This is a genomic window from Nesterenkonia muleiensis, assembly GCF_003600155.1.
GTDB classification, from domain to species: domain Bacteria; phylum Actinomycetota; class Actinomycetes; order Actinomycetales; family Micrococcaceae; genus Nesterenkonia; species Nesterenkonia muleiensis.
This window is the reverse complement of record NZ_QWLD01000003.1, coordinates 12,390-32,596: the sequence shown is the minus strand read 5'-3', so window position 1 is coordinate 32,596 and position 20,207 is coordinate 12,390. Positions and strand designations below refer to the sequence as shown.

18 protein-coding genes are annotated in these 20,207 nt (G+C 65.9%); 8 read left to right on the top strand and 10 right to left on the bottom strand.

Annotation, left to right across the window (positions count from 1 at the left end; all coding sequences use genetic code 11):
* Nucleotides 1-11 precede the first annotated feature (11 nt).
* The 8 genes from DVO78_RS00335 to DVO78_RS00300 form a co-directional block, all read right to left on the bottom strand.
* Entirely contained in the window at nucleotides 12-1,292 is a 1,281-nt protein-coding gene (locus tag DVO78_RS00335) for a Y-family DNA polymerase (protein ID WP_120002827.1), read from the bottom strand.
* Nucleotides 1,289-1,720, bottom strand: coding sequence for a LexA family protein (locus DVO78_RS00330; RefSeq protein WP_120002826.1), 432 nt, complete (start codon nucleotides 1,718-1,720; stop codon nucleotides 1,289-1,291). Before DVO78_RS00330 ends, DVO78_RS00335 begins: the two co-directional genes overlap by 4 nt.
* A 58-nt stretch (nucleotides 1,721-1,778) precedes the next feature.
* A complete protein-coding gene (locus DVO78_RS00325; RefSeq protein WP_120002825.1) occupies nucleotides 1,779-3,584 on the bottom strand; it encodes an L-lactate permease in 1,806 nt (601 codons plus the stop codon).
* 152 nt (nucleotides 3,585-3,736) lie between these two features.
* Entirely contained in the window at nucleotides 3,737-5,326 is a 1,590-nt protein-coding gene (locus DVO78_RS00320) for a cytochrome b/b6 domain-containing protein (protein ID WP_238385052.1), read from the bottom strand.
* Nucleotides 5,323-6,345: an electron transfer flavoprotein subunit alpha/FixB family protein gene (locus tag DVO78_RS00315; RefSeq protein WP_120003137.1), complete on the bottom strand. Its 1,023-nt coding sequence runs from the start codon at nucleotides 6,343-6,345 to the stop codon at nucleotides 5,323-5,325. Before DVO78_RS00315 ends, DVO78_RS00320 begins: the two co-directional genes overlap by 4 nt.
* 2 nt (nucleotides 6,346-6,347) lie before the next feature.
* Nucleotides 6,348-7,121, bottom strand: a complete 774-nt coding sequence (locus DVO78_RS00310; RefSeq protein WP_120002824.1) for an electron transfer flavoprotein subunit beta/FixA family protein — start codon at nucleotides 7,119-7,121, stop codon at nucleotides 6,348-6,350.
* On the bottom strand, nucleotides 7,121-7,549 hold the full coding sequence (locus DVO78_RS00305) for a GlcG/HbpS family heme-binding protein (protein ID WP_120002823.1): 429 nt from the start codon (nucleotides 7,547-7,549) through the stop codon (nucleotides 7,121-7,123). The genes DVO78_RS00310 and DVO78_RS00305 overlap by 1 nt, the downstream gene beginning before the upstream one ends.
* A 12-nt stretch (nucleotides 7,550-7,561) precedes the next feature.
* The gene (locus DVO78_RS00300; protein WP_120002822.1) at nucleotides 7,562-8,941 is read right to left on the bottom strand and encodes an FAD-binding oxidoreductase; all 1,380 of its coding nucleotides are present in this window, start codon (nucleotides 8,939-8,941) and stop codon (nucleotides 7,562-7,564) included.
* Between the two features lie 174 nt (nucleotides 8,942-9,115).
* Between DVO78_RS00300 and pheS the strand changes: the two genes are divergently transcribed.
* Entirely contained in the window at nucleotides 9,116-10,171 is a 1,056-nt protein-coding gene (gene pheS, locus DVO78_RS00295; RefSeq protein ID WP_120002821.1) for a phenylalanine--tRNA ligase subunit alpha, read from the top strand.
* 3 nt (nucleotides 10,172-10,174) lie between these two features.
* Nucleotides 10,175-12,724, top strand: coding sequence for a phenylalanine--tRNA ligase subunit beta (gene pheT / locus DVO78_RS00290; RefSeq protein ID WP_120002820.1), 2,550 nt, complete (start codon nucleotides 10,175-10,177; stop codon nucleotides 12,722-12,724).
* A gap of 24 nt (nucleotides 12,725-12,748) precedes the next feature.
* Here the strand turns inward: pheT and DVO78_RS00285 are convergent, their stop codons facing one another.
* Nucleotides 12,749-13,753, bottom strand: a complete 1,005-nt coding sequence (locus tag DVO78_RS00285) for a quinone oxidoreductase family protein (protein WP_120002819.1) — start codon at nucleotides 13,751-13,753, stop codon at nucleotides 12,749-12,751.
* Nucleotides 13,754-13,943: 190 nt separating this feature from the next.
* On the opposite strand from DVO78_RS00285, the gene argC reads away from it, so the two are divergent.
* Genes argC through DVO78_RS00255 form a run of 6 tightly spaced genes read left to right on the top strand, consistent with a single transcriptional unit; the run spans nucleotide 13,944 to nucleotide 19,927 of the window.
* Nucleotides 13,944-14,975, top strand: coding sequence for an N-acetyl-gamma-glutamyl-phosphate reductase (gene argC, locus DVO78_RS00280; RefSeq protein ID WP_120002818.1), 1,032 nt, complete (start codon nucleotides 13,944-13,946; stop codon nucleotides 14,973-14,975).
* Nucleotides 14,972-16,156, top strand: a complete 1,185-nt coding sequence (gene argJ, locus DVO78_RS00275; RefSeq protein WP_120002817.1) for a bifunctional glutamate N-acetyltransferase/amino-acid acetyltransferase ArgJ — start codon at nucleotides 14,972-14,974, stop codon at nucleotides 16,154-16,156. The genes argC and argJ overlap by 4 nt, the downstream gene beginning before the upstream one ends.
* Nucleotides 16,157-16,198: 42 nt before the next feature.
* Nucleotides 16,199-17,137, top strand: a complete 939-nt coding sequence (argB, locus tag DVO78_RS00270; RefSeq protein ID WP_120002816.1) for an acetylglutamate kinase — start codon at nucleotides 16,199-16,201, stop codon at nucleotides 17,135-17,137.
* On the top strand, nucleotides 17,137-18,420 hold the full coding sequence (locus tag DVO78_RS00265; protein WP_420799044.1) for an acetylornithine transaminase: 1,284 nt from the start codon (nucleotides 17,137-17,139) through the stop codon (nucleotides 18,418-18,420). Before argB ends, DVO78_RS00265 begins: the two co-directional genes overlap by 1 nt.
* On the top strand, nucleotides 18,408-19,391 hold the full coding sequence (gene argF / locus DVO78_RS00260) for an ornithine carbamoyltransferase (protein ID WP_120002814.1): 984 nt from the start codon (nucleotides 18,408-18,410) through the stop codon (nucleotides 19,389-19,391). Before DVO78_RS00265 ends, argF begins: the two co-directional genes overlap by 13 nt.
* Nucleotides 19,388-19,927, top strand: coding sequence for an arginine repressor (locus tag DVO78_RS00255; protein ID WP_120002813.1), 540 nt, complete (start codon nucleotides 19,388-19,390; stop codon nucleotides 19,925-19,927). Before argF ends, DVO78_RS00255 begins: the two co-directional genes overlap by 4 nt.
* On the opposite strand, the gene DVO78_RS00250 is transcribed toward DVO78_RS00255, so the two are convergent.
* Entirely contained in the window at nucleotides 19,916-20,170 is a 255-nt protein-coding gene (locus tag DVO78_RS00250; protein ID WP_120002812.1) for a hypothetical protein, read from the bottom strand. The genes DVO78_RS00255 and DVO78_RS00250 overlap by 12 nt on opposite strands.
* Nucleotides 20,171-20,207 lie beyond the last annotated feature (37 nt).

The following is a 20,207-nucleotide window of genomic DNA, read 5'->3' as shown; positions in this document are numbered from 1 at the left end:
GCGCGAGAGGGCTACGTTGCGTGGACGATGAGCATCTCCTCCCAGCGGGTGGTATAACGCGGGCTCATCATCTCCCGGCGCATCTCCCACTCCGCCGGAATCCTGAGCCCGCCGAGGCCCAGGCCGATGGAATCCGTGCCGGCTTTCTCCCGCACTCTCTGCAGCAGAGGCCCGAGGCCGCTCTCCTGCTGCGGATCGACCAGCACATCCAGGGTGGGCTGTGAGCCGGCAGGGGAGAGGTCGGTCAGAGTGATCCCGGCCTTGGTGTAGCGGGTCCCCTCCTTGATCTTCGGCAGCAGCGACTTGGCGGCACGCGAGAGAATGACCGGATCGTTAGTCGGTGCCGGCAGGGAGAGGGTGGCCGAGGGGGACTCGAACACGCTGTTATTGCTGTGCCAGGAGGTCATCGCCCAGGCGGTCAGAGTCTTTGCCTCTGACTGGCGGGTATTGAGCCGGGTGCAGGCGCGTTGGGCATAGCTGACCAGCACCTGTTCCATGGTCTCGGCGGTGGTCACCGGTGAGGAGAAGGAGCGGCTGAAGACCAAGGAGTCAAGGAAGTCCCGGGCATCGGTGAGCTCCACACAGGGCTGTCCGCGCAGCTCCAGCAGACTACGCATCACCGGAACGCCCAGACGCTTGCGGACCATCAGCGGATCAGCCGCACGCAGCTGGCTGGCCGTCTCTACGCCCATGGCCGCCAGCTTCTTGGCAGTGCGTGGTCCCACACCCCAGATCTGCTGCACCGGAAGCCGCGACAGCACCTGTTCGCGGTAGTCCTCCGGCAGGGCATCCCAGACGCAGACGCCATGCATTCCATCCACCTTCTTGGCCGCGAGATTCGCCAGCTTGGCCAGGGTCTTGGTCGGCCCCACGCCGATGCCCACCGGCAGGTCAAGCCGATCTGTGATCTCTTGCCGGAGCTTCCGGGACCACGGCTCAGCCGCTGACGGGGGACCGTCGAAGGCGGCGAAGGCCTCGTCGATGCTGTACTTCTCCACCTGGGGCGAATGCTCTCCGATGACTTGCAGAAACCGGTGGCTCATGTCCCCGTAGAGCTCGTAGTTGCTGGACCGGGCGATGATCCCCCGCTGCGTTGCTGTCGGAGCAAGCTTGAACCAGGGCATGCCGACGCTCACGCCGAGATCCTTGGCCTCCGGGCTCATGGCCACTGCACAGCCGTCGTTATTGGACAGCACCACCACCGGTCGGGCAGCCAGCGCGGGGTCGAAGGCGCGTTCACAGCTGGCGTAGAAGCTGTTGACGTCAATCAGCGCGACCAGCTTCTCAGTCATCGCAGACTGTGCAGACACATATAGGCCACGCCCCAGACCACCAGCTCAGAAAGCTCCGGGACCTGGATATCCGGGTACTGCGGGTTCGCCGCCTGCAGCCGCACCCCGGCACCGGTGAGCCGCAGCCGTTTGACAGTGAACTGTCCGTCAAGAACCGCGACGACGACGTCGCCGTCCCGTGGTTGGGTTCCCTTCCGGATCAGGAGGTGGTCACCGTCGCTGATCCCGGCACCGACCATCGAGTCCCCGCTGACCCGGGCGATGAAGGTGGCGGGAGGGTCGTGGACCAGATGCTCCTGGAGATTGATGCTCTCGTGCACGAAGTCCAGGGCTGGCGAGGGGAACCCGGCGGCCAGGGCAGTGGGCATCACGGGAATCTCATGGGCAGCTGCCGGAGCTGCTACGGGAACGAACTCTGAAACTCTCATCCCACCAGTATCAGTCGAACACAGTTTCGAATGCAAGGGGTGGGTGCCGACACCGCTCTCAGTTCTGCTGGGGTAACTGCACCGCCTTGGAATCACCGCGCCTGACCGCCCAGTAGCCGATGCCGAACAGGCCTGCGATCAGCGCGATCAGTGCACCGGTACCGACGTTCACGCCGAAGCCGTTGATAGCCAGGAAGGTGATGGTTCCAGCGGCGATGCAGTAGTAAAGGGCAACCCACACGGTCTTGCGGATGATATCGCCTTCGCGGTTCAGCAGGCCGACAGTGGCTGATGCGGCGACAATGTTGTGGATCGCGATCGTGTTGCCGCCGGCTCCTCCTGCGGCCTGACCCGCGACCACTGTCTCCTGGGAGACCCCGATCTGATTGGCGGCCGACCACTGGAACTGGGCGAAAGTGAGGTTGGACACGGTATTGGAACCTGCTATGAACGCTCCCAGGGCACCGATGAACGGAGCGAAGAACGGCCAGGTGTCTCCGGCGACGCTCGCCACGCCCTGGGCCAGCACCACCGGCATGGAGTCCAGACCGGATTCGTTGGCGCCGGACTGGATCAGTACGCGCACCATGGGTACCGCAAACAGCAGCGCCACCGCTGTGCCGAGGATCTGCTTGCCGGCCACTGCCCACGTCTGGGCGATCTGCTTGCCATTCATCCGGTAGATCAGGTAAGCGATCACCGAGACGAAGATCAGGATGAAGCCAGGCGAGTAGAAAAGGTCTACGTCAGTGGTGATGCCCTCCACGCCGAGGATATCGGCGACCGTGATCCGGGTGAGTCCTGAGGTGGTGAGGAACTCGGTCAGCGGATCGATGATGCGGGTCAGCACCAGCAGGGCAGCCAGGATCAGGTACGGAGACCATGCCTGTACCAGCGTCATCTTCATCGGCGCCGAGGGCTCCTGGGAGGTTCCGGGAGCGATCCGGCCCATCCAGCGCTCCTCCCAGGCGGCACGGGGTCCGAAGTCGAAGGTCTCCTTCGGCATGAGGAACCCCTTGGACGAGGTGAACATCACCAGCGTCAGGCCCACCAGACCGCCGATCAGCGAAGGAAACTCCGGGCCGATCAGATAGGCCACGGTCACCGAAGGGATCGTCATGGCCAGAGAGGCGTAGACGGCGAAGGGCCAGACCTTCAGGCCCAGGGCGAAGTTGCGCTTCTCCCCGAAGAACCCAGTGAGCATGCAGGCCAGGATCAGCGGGATGAGAATGCCGACCGCCATGTGAATGGCTGCGGTTTGGAATCCGATATGGGCTACATACTCCGAATAGCTCATGCCCAGTTCGCCGAGGCGTTCTGGGACCCCGGGTGAGGTTTCGCCCAGGCCGTTGCCTACCCCGACAATGATGGGCGTGCCGACCGCGCCGAAGCTCACGGGTGTGGACTGGATGATCAGGCCCGCCACCACAGCAGCAACCGCCGGGAAGCCCATGGCCAGCATCAGCGGGGCGACCACCGCGGCAGGTGTGCCGAATCCCGAGGCACCTTCGATGAAGCTGCCGAAGAGCCAGCCGATGATGATCGCCTGGATGCGCCGGTCGGGGGAGATGTGGTTGAAGCCGGCTTTGATGCGCTCCATGGCACCGGAGACAGTGACGGTGGAGAGCAGGAGCAGGGCGCCGAAGACGATGTAGAGCAGGGTTCCGGCGACGATCAGCCCTTCCAGGGAAGCGGCCGCCAGAGCGGTGGGGTGCATCTCCCACGCGGTCCAGGCGATCCCCAGGGCGGTGAGATAGCTGATCGGCATGGCGTACTTGGCAGGCCATCGGAATCCGGCCAACAGGATGCCGGCCACAAGAATGGGGGCTATGGCTAGAAGACTGAGGACTGCTAGGTTATCCACGCTGATAACGTCCTTTCGCGGTGCGAACTCATCATTGAGTCGGGACAGGGTCGTGACTCCGGCACACTGAAAGCAGTGTGACATACAGCACTTTCACCGGATAGGGACAGTCCGGGATACGGACTACGCGATCACTCCTACCGGCGCAGTGGCTATCGCCCCACTTTCCCGAAGAGGGCGGCGATGGGGGCGATGATGACCGCGCGGGTGGCGAAGACCGCGGCGATGATGACGGCCAGGGAGAGGGTGAAGAGCCAGAACCCGGTCCAGTTGGTGACATCTTGGCCGGTGTAGATCTGATTGAGGTTGCGCAGAGCCCCGGTAGCGAAGACCAGGATCACATGTACGGCGATGAAAACCACGAAATAGATCATCACCGGGAAATGCACCGCCCGGGCTAGCTCGAGAGGAAACGCCTTGTTCAATGTGTGATTGTTCGCAGGCCAGAGTCCAGACATTCTGATTCCTGTGGCGATGGCCAGGGGGGCGGCGATGAAGATGGTGGTGAAGTAGGCCAGCTCCTGGAGGCTGTTGTAGTGGGCCCAGTCCCCGGTGGTCGGCCAGTCCAGGGAGGCGTACTGCAGTCCGGCTGAGATCGCGTTGGGGAAGACGTCCCAGCTGGTGGGCACCACCCGTCGCCAGTACCCGGTGGCAATGAGTAGCACCACGAAGATGATGCCGTTGAGCACCCACAGCAGATCCAGCACCTGGTGGGTCCAGATGGTGAGGCTGATCTTGCGCTTCGGGTTCCACCTGGGGGTCCAGTAGGCTGCTGGCCGGGTCTCACCGCGGATCTGGATGCCGGTTTTGATGACCAGCACCATCAGGAACATGTTGAAGAAATGAGCCCAGTTCAACCACCACGGATAGCCGCTGGGGGCACCGGGCTGGGCGTACTGACCGGGGTAGTCGGCCAGGAAGCTGGTGCCGGCCTGGGTGCCTAAGAGCCATCTGGAGCCCAGCACCAGCACCGCAGCCAGCACTACGACGACGCCCACTGCCGCTGCGGCCAGTACGGCCCACTGTGTGGGGGTGCGTCCGGCAAAGGCCCTGACCGGTTCGCGTGTGGGTTCCGCAGCAGGGGTGACGCTGCTGCCGGCACCCTGCTTGGTCTCAGCAGGCGCCGGGGTGCCGGAGGCGAGCTTCTCAGGGACGGGTTCCTCAGTGTTGGACTGTTTGGGCTGCTCAGGTGGGGCGGGAGCGGGCTGGGGTGCGGGTGTGCCGCCGAGGCCGGTACGGCGCCCTGCCGGTGGAGACTTTGTGGCCGATGCCGGGGCAGGGGTGCTGCTCAGCCCGGTGCGGCGGCCCGGTTTCAGCCCGGGCTTGGCCTCCGGTGCCGATGTGGGCGCAGCGGCAGGCTTGCCCGCTGCAGCTTTGCGGGCTCGCGCCTCGGCCTCAGTGCGTGGCAGACCACGGCGTCTGCCGGGCTTATGCGGAGGAAGCCCCACAGTAGCGGCGGGGTGCGAAGCTTCGGCAGCGGCCACCTCCTGCTCGGCAGGTGCCGATGTGTCCGGGGCAGCAGGTGACTCGTTGACAGCGGGGGCGGGGGCTGCTGGAGGGGGTTCCGCGGCACGGGCCTGGGCTTCGGCCTCAGTTCTCGGCAGGCCTCGCCTGCGATGCGGTGTGGGGCCAGAGGCCGTGGGCTCTGGTGCTGGTGTGGGTTCCGGCGCGGCTGGCTGCGCTGTGGCCTCTTCCTCGGTGCGAGGAAGCCCGCGGCGCCGGTGCCCAGGATCCGTTGTCACTGACCCTTGGCCCTGAGAGTCTCGATCAGCTGGGGCACCACCTCGAAGGCATCACCGACAATGCCGAAATCAGCGATGTCGAAGATGGGCGCTTCGGGGTCCTTATTGACCGCCACAATCGTCTTAGCGGTCTGCATCCCGGCTTGGTGCTGGACCGCTCCTGAGATTCCCAAGGCGATGTAGAGGTCCGGGGTCACTGTCACCCCGGTCTGGCCCACCTGCAGGGAGTGGGCGGCATAACCGGCATCCACCGCCGCACGTGAGGCTCCCAGGCCAGCACCGAGCTCATCAGCCAGCTGCCCTGCCAGTTCGAAGCCCTCCTTGGACCCCAGGCCCCGGCCCCCGGAGACCACGGTTTTGGCTCCGCGCAGATCCGGGCGGGTGGAGGCCTCCACTGATTCGGTGAACTCGGTGATCGAAGCCGCTGTCCCCGGCGGCTCATCCAGCCCTGCACCATTGAGCTCCAGGGTTTCGACAACTGGCTCAGCCGCCGGTGCCCGGTCATCGACAGCCCCTTCGCGCAGGGTGATGATCAACGTGCCATGAGTAGGAGCGGATTCGGTGGTGTATCCGGACCCGTAGACCGAGTGGTGAGCCACCACGCCCTCTTCATCCCGGTGCACCCCGACTACGTCAGAGGCAATCGCCGACCCGGTCCGCACCGACAGCAGGGCGGCGATATCGCGCCCGTCAACATCGTTGGGCACCAGCACCGCCTCAGGGCCGGTCGCCTCCCAGGCAGCGGCCACCACCTCAAGGTAGGGGGTAGTCAACAATGAGCCCGTCACCTTGTGCTCGGCGGTGAAGACCCGCGCAGCACCGCATTGCCCAGCAGCCTCGGCAGCGGCGTGGCCCTTCCCCGCAGGCGCGAGGATCACGCCGACCGGTGTGCCCAATGCAGATGCCGCCCCCAGCAGCTCAGCAGCAGAGCCGAGAAGCTCACCGGAGGGCAGCACAGGCAGGAAAACCAGAATGTTCGGTTCAGAGGTGTTTCGTTCAGGGGTGTTCTGCTCAACCATGGTCACACCAGCCTCCTCTGGATCAGGTACTCGGCCAATCTGGTGCCGGCATCGCCGTCATCAGTGATCTTCTCCCCGGACATCCGGGCAGGGGTCTCAGAGACGGAGAGCATGATCGAGCGCGGCACATCAGCTTCAGCCTCGACTCCCAGGTCTGCCAGGGTGTAGGTCTCCAATGGCTTCTTCTTCGCCGACATGATGCCCTTGAACCCCGGAAACCGAGGGTCGGGCAGCCGTTCGGTGACCGAGACCACTGCAGGCAATGGCGCCTGAACCCTCACCGTACCCCCGTAGGCCGCACGTTCCCCTGCGACTGCCGAGTCGGTGATCTCCACAGCATCCAAGCTGGTGGCATGAGCGGTTCCCAGCCGCTGGGCCACCATGGTGGGAATCAGCCCGCCGGTGCCGTCAGAAGAGACATCTCCAGCGATCACCAGATCAAACCCGATACGCTCCAGAGCCGCCGCGATCACCTCAGCAGTCAGGGTCAGATCAGCACCAGCCAGACCCTCATCCACCACATGATGAGCCGAGTCACCACCCATCGCCAGGGTCTTACGCAACGTCGCCTCAGCAGAGGCCGGACCCACCGCAAGCAGGGCCACCTCCGCCTCCTGGGCAGATTCGGCATACGACACAGCAACCTCCACCGCCCGGCCGGTAATCTCATCCAGCACCTTCTCACTGGCCTCACGCTCAGCCAGGCCAGTGGTCAGGTTAAGCTTCCGCTCCCCATACGAATCAGGAACCTCCTTGACCAACACCACAATCTTCATCACACATCTCCGATCGGATCTGCACCCAGGGCATCGAGTACGGCAGCGGCGACCTCGGCATCTTTGACCGGCGGACCGCCAGCCACGCCCAGTCCGCCGACCAGCACACCACCGAATACTAGCGGGACTCCGCCGGGGATGCGGGTCAGCAGTCCGCCGGTGCCGTTCTCCATCGCATCGGCCAGCTCGGCGGGGACCGAGGCGGAGGGCTTGCGGGTCGAAGCTGCCGTGTTGGCCTTGCGCCGGGAGGTCTCCACGCTGTGCGGGGTCAGCCCGTCAGCGCGGCCGTAGGCCACCAAGCCCAGCGCGGGGTCCACCACTGCGGCGCAGAGGGCCAGCCCGCGGTCAGCGCCGATCTCGATGGTCAGTCTGACTGCCTCGGCAGCCTTGGTGTAGGTGATGGCGGGGATGGTGGTGTAGTCAGACATAGCTCTCTCGCTTCAGGTTTGCAGGGCTACCGGATCCAGTACAGCACCAGGGTTGAGGATATTCCCAGGGTCCAGGGCCCTCTTGATCCGGTGGTTGAGGTCCAGGGCGTCTTCGCCGATGTAGTCGGCCAACCAGGGTCGTTTCAGACGTCCGACGCCGTGCTCGCCGGTGATGGTTCCGCCGAGCTCGATGGCCAGGTCCATCACCTCACCGTAGGCGGTGTGGGCGCGCTGCTTCTGGTCCTCGTCAGAGGGGTCGAAGACCAGCAGCGGGTGGGTGTTGCCGTCGCCGGCATGGGCGATCAGAGCGATGACGATATCTCGGTTCTGGGAGATCGCCTCGATGCCGCGCACCAGGTCGCCGAGCCGGGGCAGCGGGACGCCGACGTCCTCCAGCAGCAGCGAGCCCTTCTGCTCCACTGCGGGGATGGCCATGCGGCGGGCCACCACGAAGGCCTTACCCTCATCGGGGTCGGCGGTGTAGAAGACCTCCTCGGCGTTGTGCTGGTAGCAGAGTCCTTCGATCAGCTCGATCTCCTTGGTGGCGAACTCCGCGGGCTCATCAGACTGGATGACCAGCATTGCCGCCGCGTCCCGGTCCAGTCCCATCTTGGTGGCGTCCTCCACCGCGTTGATGGTCGGATTGTCCATGAACTCCAGCATGGAGGGCCGCATGGAGGAAGAGATGGCCAGGACCGCCTTGGTGGAGTCATCCAGGGTCTTGAAGGTGGCCACCAGGGTGGTCGGCGGACGCTGAGTCGGGATGAGCCGGAGGGTGATCTCGGTGACCACACCCAGGGTCCCCTCGGAGCCGATGAAGAGTTTCGTCAGGTCCAGGCCCGCCACGTCCTTCAGCCGAGGACCCCCCAGCCGCACCGCACGCCCATCGGCCAGCACCACCTCCAGCCCCAATACGTAGTCGGTGGTCACTCCGTACTTCACACAGCACAGCCCGCCGGCATTGGTGGCGATATTGCCCCCGATCGAGCAGATCTCGAACGACGACGGATCAGGCGGGTACCACAATCCGTGCTCACCGGCCGCTGCTTTGACCTCGGCGTTGAACGCTCCAGGCTGGACCACCGCGGTACGGGTCAGCGGATCGACCTGGATCTGGCGCATCCGTTCCATGGACAGCACGATGCCGCCGGCCACCGCAGTGGACCCCCCGGAGAGCCCTGAGCCTGCTCCACGAGGCACCACCGGGATCCCGCGCTCGGCGGCGAAGCGCACTGTGGCCTGCACGTCCTCGGTGGACTCGGCACGGACCACCGCAAGCGGCGTGCCGGCCTCGGGGTCATTGGCCCGGTCCCAGCGGTAGCCGTCCATAGTGGCCGGATCGGTCACTACGCGTCCCTCGGGGAGAACGGACGTGAGTTCTTCAGATGACATGTGAGGGCCTCCTGGTGCTGTGTCGAGGGGGACTGCCAGCAACGTATCACCGTGAGCTTGATCACTGCGTCATCGAGTCTGCATCGCGGACTTTATCGGCATAAACTGTCGCAGGGCCTTTTCGGCCCACAGTTATCGATTCAGCACACCGTCCGTTTCAGAGCATGGAGCAGCATGTCCGACCAGCACGCAACCGCACCTCATCCTCTCGACGAGGCTGCCATCGGGCAGTGCGTCGCCGAGGCTCTTGCCGCGTTCGACTCCGCAGCTGACCTTGAGCAGCTCAAAGCGGCCCGGCTCTCCCACACCGGGGACAAGGCGCCGGTGGTGCTGGCCAACCGCCAGATCAAAGACCTGGACAAGGGGCAGAAGAAGGAGGCCGGCAAACTGCTGGGCACTGCCCGGGGCCGGATCCAGAAGGCGCTGGCCGCCCGTGCCGAGGTGCTGGAGGCCGAACATGCCGCCCGCGTCCTGGTGGAGGAGGCGGTGGACGTCACCGCGGCGCCGCGGCGTCGTTCTGTGGGGGCCCGGCATCCGCTCAATGTGCTCCAGGAGCGGGTCGCCGATGTCTTCACCGCCATGGGCTGGGAGATCGCCGAAGGCCCCGAGCTGGAATCCGAGTGGTTCAACTTCGATGCGCTGAACTTCGACCCCGACCACCCCGCACGTGAGATGCAGGACACCTTCTATGTGGAACCGCGGGACTCCCATCTGGTGCTGCGCACCCAGACCTCCCCGGTGCAGGTCCGCTCGCTGCTGACCCGCCAGCTGCCGGTCTATGTGCTCTGCCCCGGCAAGACCTTCCGCACCGACGAGCTGGACGCCACTCACACCCCGGTCTTCCACCAGTTCGAGGGCCTGGCGGTGGACAAGGGGCTGACCATGGCTGACCTCAAGGGCACCCTGGAGCACTTCGCCCGGGCGATGTTCGGTCCCGAGGTGGCCATCCGGCTGCGCCCCAGCTACTTCCCCTTCACCGAGCCCAGTGCCGAGATGGACGTCTGGCACCCGCAGGCCAAGGGCGGTCCGCAGTGGGTCGAATGGGGAGGCTGCGGCATGGTTCACCCCAATGTGCTCGCCGCCGCCGGGATCAAGGATCCCGAGTACACCGGGTTCGCCTTCGGCATGGGCGTGGAGCGCACCTTGATGTTCCGCAATGGGGTCCCCGATATGCGCGACATGATCGAAGGCGATATCCGCTTCAGCCAGCGATTCGGACAGGAGGTCTGAGGCATGCGTATCCCATTGTCATGGATCCGGGAGTACACCGAGTTTCCCGCCACCGGCACAGCTGATGAGCTGATGGCCGAGCTGGTCACAGTCGGGCTGGAAGAGGAGGACGTCCACGCCACAGAGCTGTCCGGCCCGATCGTGGTCGGCCAGGTGCTGGAGAAAGTCCCGGAGTCCCAGTCCAACGGCAAGACCATCAACTGGTGCCAGGTCCGCGTGGTGCCCGAAGGCCAGACCCAGACCCTGACCGGAGAGGGCATCGACCCCACAGGTGTACAGGGCGTGGTCTGCGGTGCGCATAACTTCGAGGTCGGCGACAAGGTGGTGGTCACCCTGCCCGGTGCCGTGCTGCCCGGAGACTTCCGCATCTCTGCCCGCAAGACATACGGCCACCTTTCGGCCGGGATGATCGCCTCGGTCAAGGAGCTCGGCATCGGCGAGGATCATACCGGCATTCTGGTGCTCGGGACGCTCGGCCTGGATCCGGAGCCGGGCACAGATGCCATGGAACTGCTGGGCCTCTACGACACCGCGGCAGAGATCAACGTCACACCGGACCGCGGCTATGCCTTCTCCATCCGCGGTGTGGCACGGGAGTATTCGCACGCCACCGGCACCGAGTTCACCGATCCGGTCTCGCTGGTGCAGCTCCCTGAGCGGACGACATCCGGATACCCGGTGGAGCTCGACGACGACGCCCCCATCTACGGTACACCCGGCTGTGACAGTTTCGTCGCCCGCACCGTCACCGGGATCGATGCCACTGCACCGACCCCGCCATGGATGGCCGCCAGGCTGCGGCTGGCAGGAATGCGGCCGATCAGCCTGGCAGTGGACATCTCCAATTATGTGATGTGGGAACTGGGACAGCCGCTGCACTTCTACGACGCTGACAAGCTCACCGGGCCTATCCGGGTTCGCCGCGCTGTGACATCAGAGAACGGTGACGGCGAGAAGCTGACCACTCTTGACGGCAAGGAGCGTGAGCTTCATCCCGAGGACCTGCTGATCACCGATGAGTCCGGTCCCGTCGGCATCGCCGGCGTGATGGGCGGAGCCAGCACCGAAGTCTCAGAATCCACCTCCACCATCGTCATCGAGGCCGCCCATTTCGATCCGATCACCGTTGCGCGTTCCAAACGCCGGCACAAGCTTCCCTCGGAGGCCTCTAAGCGCTTCGAGCGCGGAGTCGACACCCAATTGCAGGCGGTGGCCGCCCAGCGTGCGGTGGACCTTCTAGTCCAGCTGGCCGGTGGCACCGACACCGGTGAGTCCACCCACGTCGGCGAACCGGTGCTGCCAGAGCCCATCGCCATGGACCCCAGCCTGCCTGAGCGGATCACCGGGGTGCCCTACGGTCTGCAGCAGATCACCCAGACGCTGACCGACATCGGGTCCGAGGTCCGCGAGCAGGACGGAGCCCTGCTGGTCACCCCGCCCAGCTGGCGGCCGGACATCACTATCCCGGAGGCCCTGGTGGAGGAGATCGCCCGGTTGGTCGGCTATGACCAGATTCCCTCCAGGCTGCCAGTGGCACCTGCCGGGCGCGGGCTGACGGCGGAGCAGCGGCGTCGTCGTACGGTGTCTTCCGGGCTTGCCGGTGCCGGGTTCACCGAGGTGCTGAACTACCCGTTCTACTCGGTGGAGGCCAATGAGCTGTTCGGCCGTGCGGAGGCGTCGACCCCGCTGCCGCTGGTGAGGCTGGCCAACCCAATCGCAGCGCAATACCCGACGCTGCGGACCACCCTGCTGCCCGGTCTGCTGGATGCGGTGCGGCGCAACGTCTCCCGTGGGTTCAAAGACCTGGCGCTGTTCGAGACAGGTGCAGTGTTCCTCCCCGGCACTCAACAGGGGTCAGCGGAGATCCCGGGACTCGGCGCATACCCGGGTGATGCGGTGATCGATGGGCTGGAGGCTGGGATTCCGGAGCAGCCGCTGCATGTTGCCGTGGCGCTGGCCGGCTCAGAGGCTGCCCCCCAGCTGGGCGCTGAGGGCCGGGGGCGGGACTGGGCCGACGCCGTAGAAGCGGCCCGGAGCGTGGCCGAACTGCTGAACGTGGAGCTGACAGTGGCTCAAGGCTCTCACCAGGCGTTTCACCCGGGCCGCACGGCCCAACTGCTGATCAACGGCCAACTGGTCGGCTACGCAGGTCAGCTGCACCCGAAGGTGGTTGAAGATCACGACCTTCCGCCGCGCACCTCGGTGATGGAGCTGAATCTCACCGCGCTGCTGGAGGCCGCCCCGGACCAGGTGACCGCCGAACCCATCTCCACCTACCCGCCCACCACACAGGATGTGGCGCTGATCGTCGACGAGGCAGTGACCGCAGGGGATCTGCGGACGGCACTGACGGAGGGTGCCGGCGAGCTGCTGGAGAGCATCGAGCTGTTCGACGTCTATTCCGGCCAGGGCATCGGTGAGGGGAAGAAGTCCCTGGCCTTCGCGCTGCTCTTCCGGGCGGCGGACCGGACGCTGACCGCGGAGGAGGCCTCCGAGGCCCGGACTGCCGCAGTCGCCCTGGCCGCCGAGCGGCACAGTGCTGTGCAAAGATAGCACCGGCCCGCACGGCTCCTTGACCTAAGGCTTCAGCAGGAGCTTCCCTGTGGTCTTGCGGCCTTCGAGGTCCTGATGGGCACGGCCGGCCTCAGCCAGCGGGTAGCTGCCGCCGATGTTGAGCTTCAGGTCCCCCGAGGTCAGGGCGGCGAACAGCTCGGTGAAACGCCAGGTGCGCTCCTCAGCGTTGCGCAGATACCAATGCACCGCCGGGCGGGTGATGTAGAGGCCGCCGCGCTTATTCAGGTCCTGCAGGTCGTAGGGCGGCACCTGCCCTGAGGCGCCACCGAAGAGCACCATGGTCCCGCGGACCGCCAGAGAGTCCAGCGAGCCGGTGAACGTATCCTTCCCCACGCCGTCGTAGACCACCGAGACGCCTTCATCGTTGGTGATCTGGCGAACCTTCTCGGCGAAGCCCTCGTAGCCCAGCACATAGTCGGCCCCGGCCGCTTCGGCGACTTCAGCCTTCTCCGGGGTGGACGTCGTCGTAATCACCCGCGCGCCGCGTGCTTTCAGCAGCTGGGTCAGGATCTGGCCGACTCCGCCGGCACCGGCGTGGGTCAGCACTGTTTCGCCGGGGGAGACCCGGTAAGTGGAGTTGATCAGGTAGTGCGCAGTGACCCCCTGCAGCGGCAGGGCTGCGGCCTGTTCGTCCGAGACGCCATCCGGTACGGCGACCGCCTTGGCGGCATCGACCACAAAATGCGTGGAGTAGGTCCCGATCGCCTCTGTGCTGGCCACACGCTGGCCCGTGCTGAAGCTCTCAACGCCCTCGCCCACGGCGATGATCTCACCTGCGCCCTCACTGCCCGGAACGAATGGGTACTCCACCGGGTACACACCAGAACGCTGGTAGGTCTCAATGAAGTTGACCCCAGCGGCTGCGGTCTTCACCAACAGCTGCCCCCGGCCCGGGGTTGGTGCTGGGACCTCAAGAGTTTCGAACACCTCGGGCCCACCGGCCTCACGGGCGCGGGTGACCACCGCGGTGTCGGGAAAATCCTCTTCGAACATGGTCGGTTCGCTCATCCTTGGCGATATCCCCTCTGGTTGAGTCTGCGCACTGACATCAGCCAGGTTACCGGAGGAGGGGCGCACGTCGAATGCCGGGAACATATGCATAAATATTGATACCTCTGCATAAAATCACGTAGAGTTGCGGTGACAGCGAGCCGGAGACCCGGTTCGGACCACGTACGAGCCGCGAAGTGAGCGAAGGATGACTTTCACAGCCGCAGTCTCAGGCGCCTCCGGATATGCCGGGGGAGAGGTGCTGCGCCTCCTGGCCAACCACCCCGAGGTCGAGATCGGTGCGGTCACCGCCCACTCCAGTGCCGGACAGCGACTGGGTGGGCTGCAGCCGCACCTGCACTCATTGGCCGAGCGCGAACTGGTAGAGACCACCGCGGAGAATCTCGCCGGGCACGACGTGGTGTTCCTGGCGCTGCCGCACGGGGCCTCCGGGGAGATCGCCGCCCAGCTGGGGGAGCAGACGCTGGTGATCGACGCCGCGGCCGACCATCGGCTCGAATCCGCCGCCGATTGGAAGACCTTCTACCACTCCGAGCATCAGGGAACGTGGCCCTACGGACTGCCGGAGCTGCCCGGCCAGCGGGAGAAGCTCGCCGGCTCTCAGCGGATCGCGGTGCCAGGCTGTTACCCCACCACCATCCTGCTGGGACTGGCACCGGCCTTCGCCGGTGGGCTGGTGGAGCCGGCCGACGTCGTCGTGGTGGCCGCCACCGGCACCTCAGGCGCTGGCAAGTCGCTGAAAGCCCATCTGCTGGGCAGCGAAGTCATGGGGGGTATGAGCCCCTACGGAGTCGGCGGCTCGCACAGGCACACCCCGGAGATCGAGCAGGGGCTCAGCCAGGTGGCCGGTCAGCCGGTGCAGATCTCGTTCACCCCCACCCTGGCGCCGATGTCCCGCGGCATCCTGGCCACCTCCACCGCACGGATCGCGGCAGGGACGACCGAGGGCCAGCTGCGCGAAGCCTATGCCGCCCAGTACAGTGCTGAGCCGTTCGTGCACCTGCTGCCGGAGGGCCGATGGCCGGCCACCAAACAGGTGCTGGGCACCAACCACGTGACTCTTCAGCTGGTGGTGGACTCCCACGCCGGCCGGGTGATCGTGGTCTCCGCCTCAGACAACCTCACCAAGGGAACCGCCGGCGGCGCCGTCCAATCGATGAACCTGGCCCTCGGCCTGCCGGAGACCACCGGCCTGAACCTGATCGGAGCAGCACCATGAGCGTGACCTTCCCCGTGGGATTTCTGGCCGCGGGTGTGCGCGCTGGGCTGAAGTCCGCCGAGAAGAACGATGTGGCCCTGGTGGTCAACACCGGGCCGGACAAGCACGCCGCCGCCGTGTTCACCACCAACCGGGTGGCCGCGGCCCCCGTGCTGTGGTCCCAGCAGGTGATGGGCGACGGCCGCGCCGATGCGGTCATCCTCAATTCCGGTGGCGCCAACGCCTGCACCGGGCCCGAGGGCTTCCAGGACACCCACGCCACCGCAGAACGAGTCGCTGAGGCGCTCACCGCCGCCGGGCACGGGGTCTCGGCCACCGACGTGCTGGTGTGTTCGACTGGGCTGATCGGAGAGCGGCTGGACATGCCGAGGCTGCTCACCGGGGTCGACGCCGCCGCGGCACGTCTCGATGACGACGCCGCGGCCGCCACCGGGGCAGCCGAGGCCATCCTGACCACCGACACGGTGATCAAAACCGAGACCGGCACGGGTGCGGGGTTCAGCATCGGAGGCATGGCCAAGGGTGCGGGCATGCTGGCCCCTGGAATGGCCACGATGCTCTCGGTGATCACCACCGATGCCGTCATCTCCCAGCAGGACCTCGACGCCGCGCTGCGGGAAGCGGTGCGGATCAGCTTCAACCGGGCTGACTCCGACGGCTGCATGTCCACCAATGACACCGTGATCGTCATGGCCTCCGGCGCGAACGAGGCAGCTGATCCCGCCGGGGTGGACCTGGCAGAGTTTCAGGCAGCGCTCAATGAGGTCTGTGCCTCGCTGGCGGCCCAGCTGATCGCCGACGCCGAGGGTGCTCACCACGAGATCGCCATCCGCACCCTCAACGCCGCCACCGAGGAGCAGGCAGAGACTGCCGGCCGCGCCGTCGCCCGGTCCAACCTCTTCAAGACCGCGATCTTCGGGCAGGACCCCAACTGGGGGCGCATCCTCGCCGCAGTGGGCACCACCGAGGTCGACTTCGACCCGGCCACCATCGATGTGGCGGTCAACGGTATCTGGATCTGCCGCGGCGGCGGGATCGGCGAAGACCGGTCTCTTGTGGATCTGACCGGGCGGAAGGTGGAGGTCATCATCGACCTCAAGACCGGCGATGCTGAGGCGACCATCCTGACCAATGACCTCACCCACGACTACGTCCACGAGAACAGCGCATACTCCAGCTGAACGCCTGCACAGCGATCCGTGAGCACCGACAGGAAGCACCAGATGAACGAGATTTCCAGCCTGACCCCACGGGATACCTCCACGCTGGCCACAGCAGGGGACAAAGCCGCGGTCCTCATCGAGGCGCTGCCCTGGATCAAGCGGTTCACCGGCCAGACCATCGTCATCAAATACGGCGGCAATGCCATGGTCAATGACGGGCTGCGCCGCGCCTTTGCCGAGGATGTGGTCTTCCTGCGCCACGTAGGGGTCAACCCCGTGGTGGTCCATGGCGGCGGACCGCAGATCAACCACATGTTGGAACGCCTGGGCATCGAATCCGAGTTCCGCGCCGGAATGCGAGTCACCACACCCGAAACCCTTGAAGCGGTGCGCATGGTGCTCACCGGTCAGGTGGGCAGGGAACTGATCGGCCTGATCAACTCGCACGGGCCCTATGCGGTAGGACTCTCCGGGGAAGACGCTGCCCTGCTGCGAGCAGTGCGCAAAACCGTTGAGATTGATGGCGAAGAGGTGGACCTGGGGCTGGTCGGAGAGGTCTCCGGCGTCAACCCGGAGGCCGTCAATGACCTGGTGGCGGCCGGCCGGATTCCGGTGATCTCGACCATCGCCCCGGAGTTCGACGCCGCGGGCAGGCCCACCGGTGAGGTGCTGAACATCAACGCCGACCTCGCCGCCTCCGCTGTCGCCTCAGCACTGGGCGCGGCCAAACTGGTGATTCTCACCGACGTCGAAGGACTGTACGCCGACTGGCCGGACAGATCCTCGCTGATCTCCTCGCTCTCAGCCTCGGATCTGCGCGCGATGCTGCCGAGCCTGGAGTCAGGCATGATCCCGAAGATGACCGCCGCCCTGGCTGCGGTCGACTCCGGAGTCCCACGCGCACATATCGTCGATGGCCGGCAACCGCATTCGATGCTGCTGGAGATCGTGACCTCCGCAGGCGTGGGCACCCAAGTCGTCCCCGATCAGGAGTCATGATGAACACCAACGACGGCGCGGCACTGACCTCCTCCGCTCTGCACTCAGGTCAGAGCGCCGAGCTCATGGACCGCTATCAGCAGTCCCTCACCGGGGTCTTCGGCACACCCCAGGCGGTGCTGGTGCGCGGCTCCGGGGCACGGGTCTGGGACGCTGAGGGCACCGAGTACCTCGATCTGCTCGGCGGAATCGCTGTCAACGCCCTGGGCCACGCCCACCCGCTGATCACCTCGGTCATCAGCTCCCAACAGGCCACCCTGGGGCACATCTCCAACCTCTTCACCTCTCCGACCCAGATTGCCCTGGCCGAGAAGCTGCTTGCCCTGGCCGAAGCGCCGGCAGGGTCCAGCGTGTTCTTCGCCAACTCCGGGTCCGAGGCCAATGAGGCTGCGCTGAAGGCAGTGCTCCGCCACCGGAAGAACACCGCCAAACCGCGCATCCTCGCCCTGGAGGGCAGCTTCCACGGGCGCACCTCCGGGGCGCTGTCACTGACCCATAAACCGGCCTACCGGGAACCTTTCGGTGAACTGATCAGTGGGGTGGAGTTCCTGCCCTTCAACGACCTCACTGCCCTAGAGTCCGCATTCGAGAACGACGACGTCGCCGGAGTCTTCCTCGAGCCCATCCAGGGCGAGGCCGGAGTGCTGCCGCTCGACGACGCATACCTGCTCCGTGCCCGCGAGCTCACCCGCAGCTGCGACGCATTGCTGGTGTGTGATGAGGTGCAGACAGGCATCGGACGCACAGGAGAGTGGTTCCGGCACCACGCCGTAGCAGGCCACATCGTTCCGGATCTGATGACTCTGGCCAAGGGACTGGGGTCCGGGTTCCCGATCGGGGCTCTGGTCTCTTTCGGCGCGCGGGCCAGCACGCTGATGGGGGCGGGCCAGCACGGCACCACCTTCGGCGGCAATCCACCGGCCACTGCGGCGGCTCTGGCCACCCTGCATGTCATCGAGACCGGGGGTCTTCTGGAGCATGTCAAGACGGTGGGGGCACACCTTGCCCGGAGGCTGCGTGCCATCCCGCAGGTGGCCCAGGTGCGGCAGTTCGGGCTGCACATCGGAGTAGACCTCACGCCCGTTCCCGGCACCGAGAGCCCGGCCAAGGACTTGGTGAGCCTCGCCCGGCAGCAGCACGGGCTGATCATCAACGCCACCGGAGACTCCACCCTTCGTCTGGCACCGCCGCTGAACCTCACCACCGAGGAGGCGGACCAGGCCGCCGAGCGCCTCACCGCCGCCTGTCAGAGTCTCACCACCGATGGAGGATGCGATCGATGACCAGACATTTCCTGACCGATCTGGATCTCGGTCCTGAGGAGCTGGACCGGGTGCTGAACCTGGCCGCCTGGATGAAGCAGCGGCCCTATGCGGTCAAAGCTCTCGCCGGGCCGCAGACCGCCGCGGTGATCTTCGACAAGACGTCCACCCGCACCCGGTTCTCCTTCTCCGCTGGCATCGCCGCACTCGGCGGGCATCCGGAAGTGATCAATCCCGGGGATTCGCAGCTGGGACACAAGGAGTCCATCGCTGACACCGCCGGGGTGCTGGAGCGGGTGGTCAGCCTGATCATCTGGCGCACCTACGCCCAGTCCGGGCTGGAGGAGATGGCAGAGCACTCACAGGTACCGGTGATCAACGCCCTGACTGACGACTACCACCCCTGCCAGCTGCTGGCAGACCTGCTGACCGTCCGTGAGCATAAGGGCAGGCTCAGCGGACTGAAGCTGGCCTACCTGGGCGATGCGGCGAACAACATGGCCAACTCCTATCTCCTGGCCGGAGCCAATGCGGGGATGGATGTGCGCGTGGCCGGGCCTCAGGGGCACCTGCCCCAGGAGCGCATCATCCGGGCCGCAGAGGACCGGGCCGCGGTGACCGGCGGAAAGGTCACCGTCACCACTGACCCGGACACCGCACTGGGTGGGGCCGATGTGGTCGCCACCGACACCTGGATCTCCATGGGTCAGGAGGATCAGAAGTCCCAACGGATGACACTGTTCGGCGATTATCAGCTCAACGCGCGGTCGTTGTCGCAAGCGGATGAGAACGCCGTCGTGCTGCACTGTCTGCCGGCTTACCGGGGGGCAGAGATCACCGCTGAGGTGCTCGATGGTCCGCAATCAGTGGTGTGGGACGAGGCAGAGAACAGGCTGCACGCCCAGAAGGCACTGATGGCCTGGCTGCTGGTGGAGTCCGGGCTGGCTGATGAGACCACTGCGCAGTTGGTGCGGGAGGGAGAACAGCGATGACGCAGCAGGCCTCGGGAAGTTCCGCATCTTCCGGTGGGAGTGCGCTGTCCACCAAGACCGCCCGGCACGCCAAGATCCGGGATCTGGTCTCCCGGTCCTCGGTCCGATCCCAGGCCGAGCTGGCCCAGAAGCTGGCCGATGAGGGAGTCATAGTCACCCAGGGGACCCTGTCCCGGGACTTGGTGGAGATCGGTGCGGCCCGGGTCAGGTCAGGGGAGGGCGGGCTGATCTATGCGGTGCCGGCGGAGGGCCACGACCGGGAGTTCCAGGCCGATATCGCGGAGACGACCACCGCGAAGCTCGCCTCGCTCTGCCGCGACTTACTGGTCTCGGCAGAGGCCAGTGCGAATCTCGCGGTGCTGCGCACCCCGCCCGGAGCCGCGCAGTTCCTGGCCAGCGCTGTGGACCACTCCGCGTCCAAAGACATCCTGGGCACCATCGCCGGGGACGACACCATTATGGTCATCGCCCGCGACCCCAGCGGTGGGCAGCAGATCGCCGACTACTTCACCGGCCTGGCAGAATCACGGTCCTGAAGGGGCATCGCTGTCTTCGACCGGCTTGCTCTGGGCCTCCCTGCGCAGTCTGCGCTCCTTGGCGAAGACCACGCAGCCGCTGATGAACAGTCCGGCTCCGAGAATCATGGAGAGGACAGTCTGCCACCTGTCAGGGCCACCGTCGCTGAAGAGCATCGGGCCCAGGGCGAAGGCGAAGGTCGCGCCGACGAAGTACCAGACTGCTGTCTCGGGAGCCTTCTTCCTCTTCTCTTCTGTGCTCATATCTTCACCATACGGCTGACCTGCCGGCGCAGCATCC

What these genes read in the sequence shown, in the direction of transcription:
- DVO78_RS00335 (WP_120002827.1), bottom strand. Translation starts at nt 1,292, where the DNA reads ATGACTGAGAAGCTGGTCGCGCTGATTGACGTCAACAGCTTCTACGCC.
- argB (WP_120002816.1), top strand. Translation starts at nt 16,199, where the DNA reads ATGAACGAGATTTCCAGCCTGACCCCACGGGATACCTCCACGCTGGCC.
- DVO78_RS00285 (WP_120002819.1), bottom strand. Translation starts at nt 13,753, where the DNA reads ATGAGCGAACCGACCATGTTCGAAGAGGATTTTCCCGACACCGCGGTG.
- DVO78_RS00250 (WP_120002812.1), bottom strand. Translation starts at nt 20,170, where the DNA reads ATGAGCACAGAAGAGAAGAGGAAGAAGGCTCCCGAGACAGCAGTCTGG.
- DVO78_RS00315 (WP_120003137.1), bottom strand. Translation starts at nt 6,345, where the DNA reads ATGGTTGAGCAGAACACCCCTGAACGAAACACCTCTGAACCGAACATT.
- DVO78_RS00300 (WP_120002822.1), bottom strand. Translation starts at nt 8,941, where the DNA reads ATGTCATCTGAAGAACTCACGTCCGTTCTCCCCGAGGGACGCGTAGTG.
- argF (WP_120002814.1), top strand. Translation starts at nt 18,408, where the DNA reads ATGCGATCGATGACCAGACATTTCCTGACCGATCTGGATCTCGGTCCT.
- argJ (WP_120002817.1), top strand. Translation starts at nt 14,972, where the DNA reads ATGAGCGTGACCTTCCCCGTGGGATTTCTGGCCGCGGGTGTGCGCGCT.
- pheT (WP_120002820.1), top strand. Translation starts at nt 10,175, where the DNA reads ATGCGTATCCCATTGTCATGGATCCGGGAGTACACCGAGTTTCCCGCC.
- DVO78_RS00265 (WP_420799044.1), top strand. Translation starts at nt 17,137, where the DNA reads ATGAACACCAACGACGGCGCGGCACTGACCTCCTCCGCTCTGCACTCA.
- DVO78_RS00310 (WP_120002824.1), bottom strand. Translation starts at nt 7,121, where the DNA reads ATGAAGATTGTGGTGTTGGTCAAGGAGGTTCCTGATTCGTATGGGGAG.
- DVO78_RS00330 (WP_120002826.1), bottom strand. Translation starts at nt 1,720, where the DNA reads ATGAGAGTTTCAGAGTTCGTTCCCGTAGCAGCTCCGGCAGCTGCCCAT.
- pheS (WP_120002821.1), top strand. Translation starts at nt 9,116, where the DNA reads ATGTCCGACCAGCACGCAACCGCACCTCATCCTCTCGACGAGGCTGCC.
- argC (WP_120002818.1), top strand. Translation starts at nt 13,944, where the DNA reads ATGACTTTCACAGCCGCAGTCTCAGGCGCCTCCGGATATGCCGGGGGA.
- DVO78_RS00255 (WP_120002813.1), top strand. Translation starts at nt 19,388, where the DNA reads ATGACGCAGCAGGCCTCGGGAAGTTCCGCATCTTCCGGTGGGAGTGCG.
- DVO78_RS00305 (WP_120002823.1), bottom strand. Translation starts at nt 7,549, where the DNA reads ATGTCTGACTACACCACCATCCCCGCCATCACCTACACCAAGGCTGCC.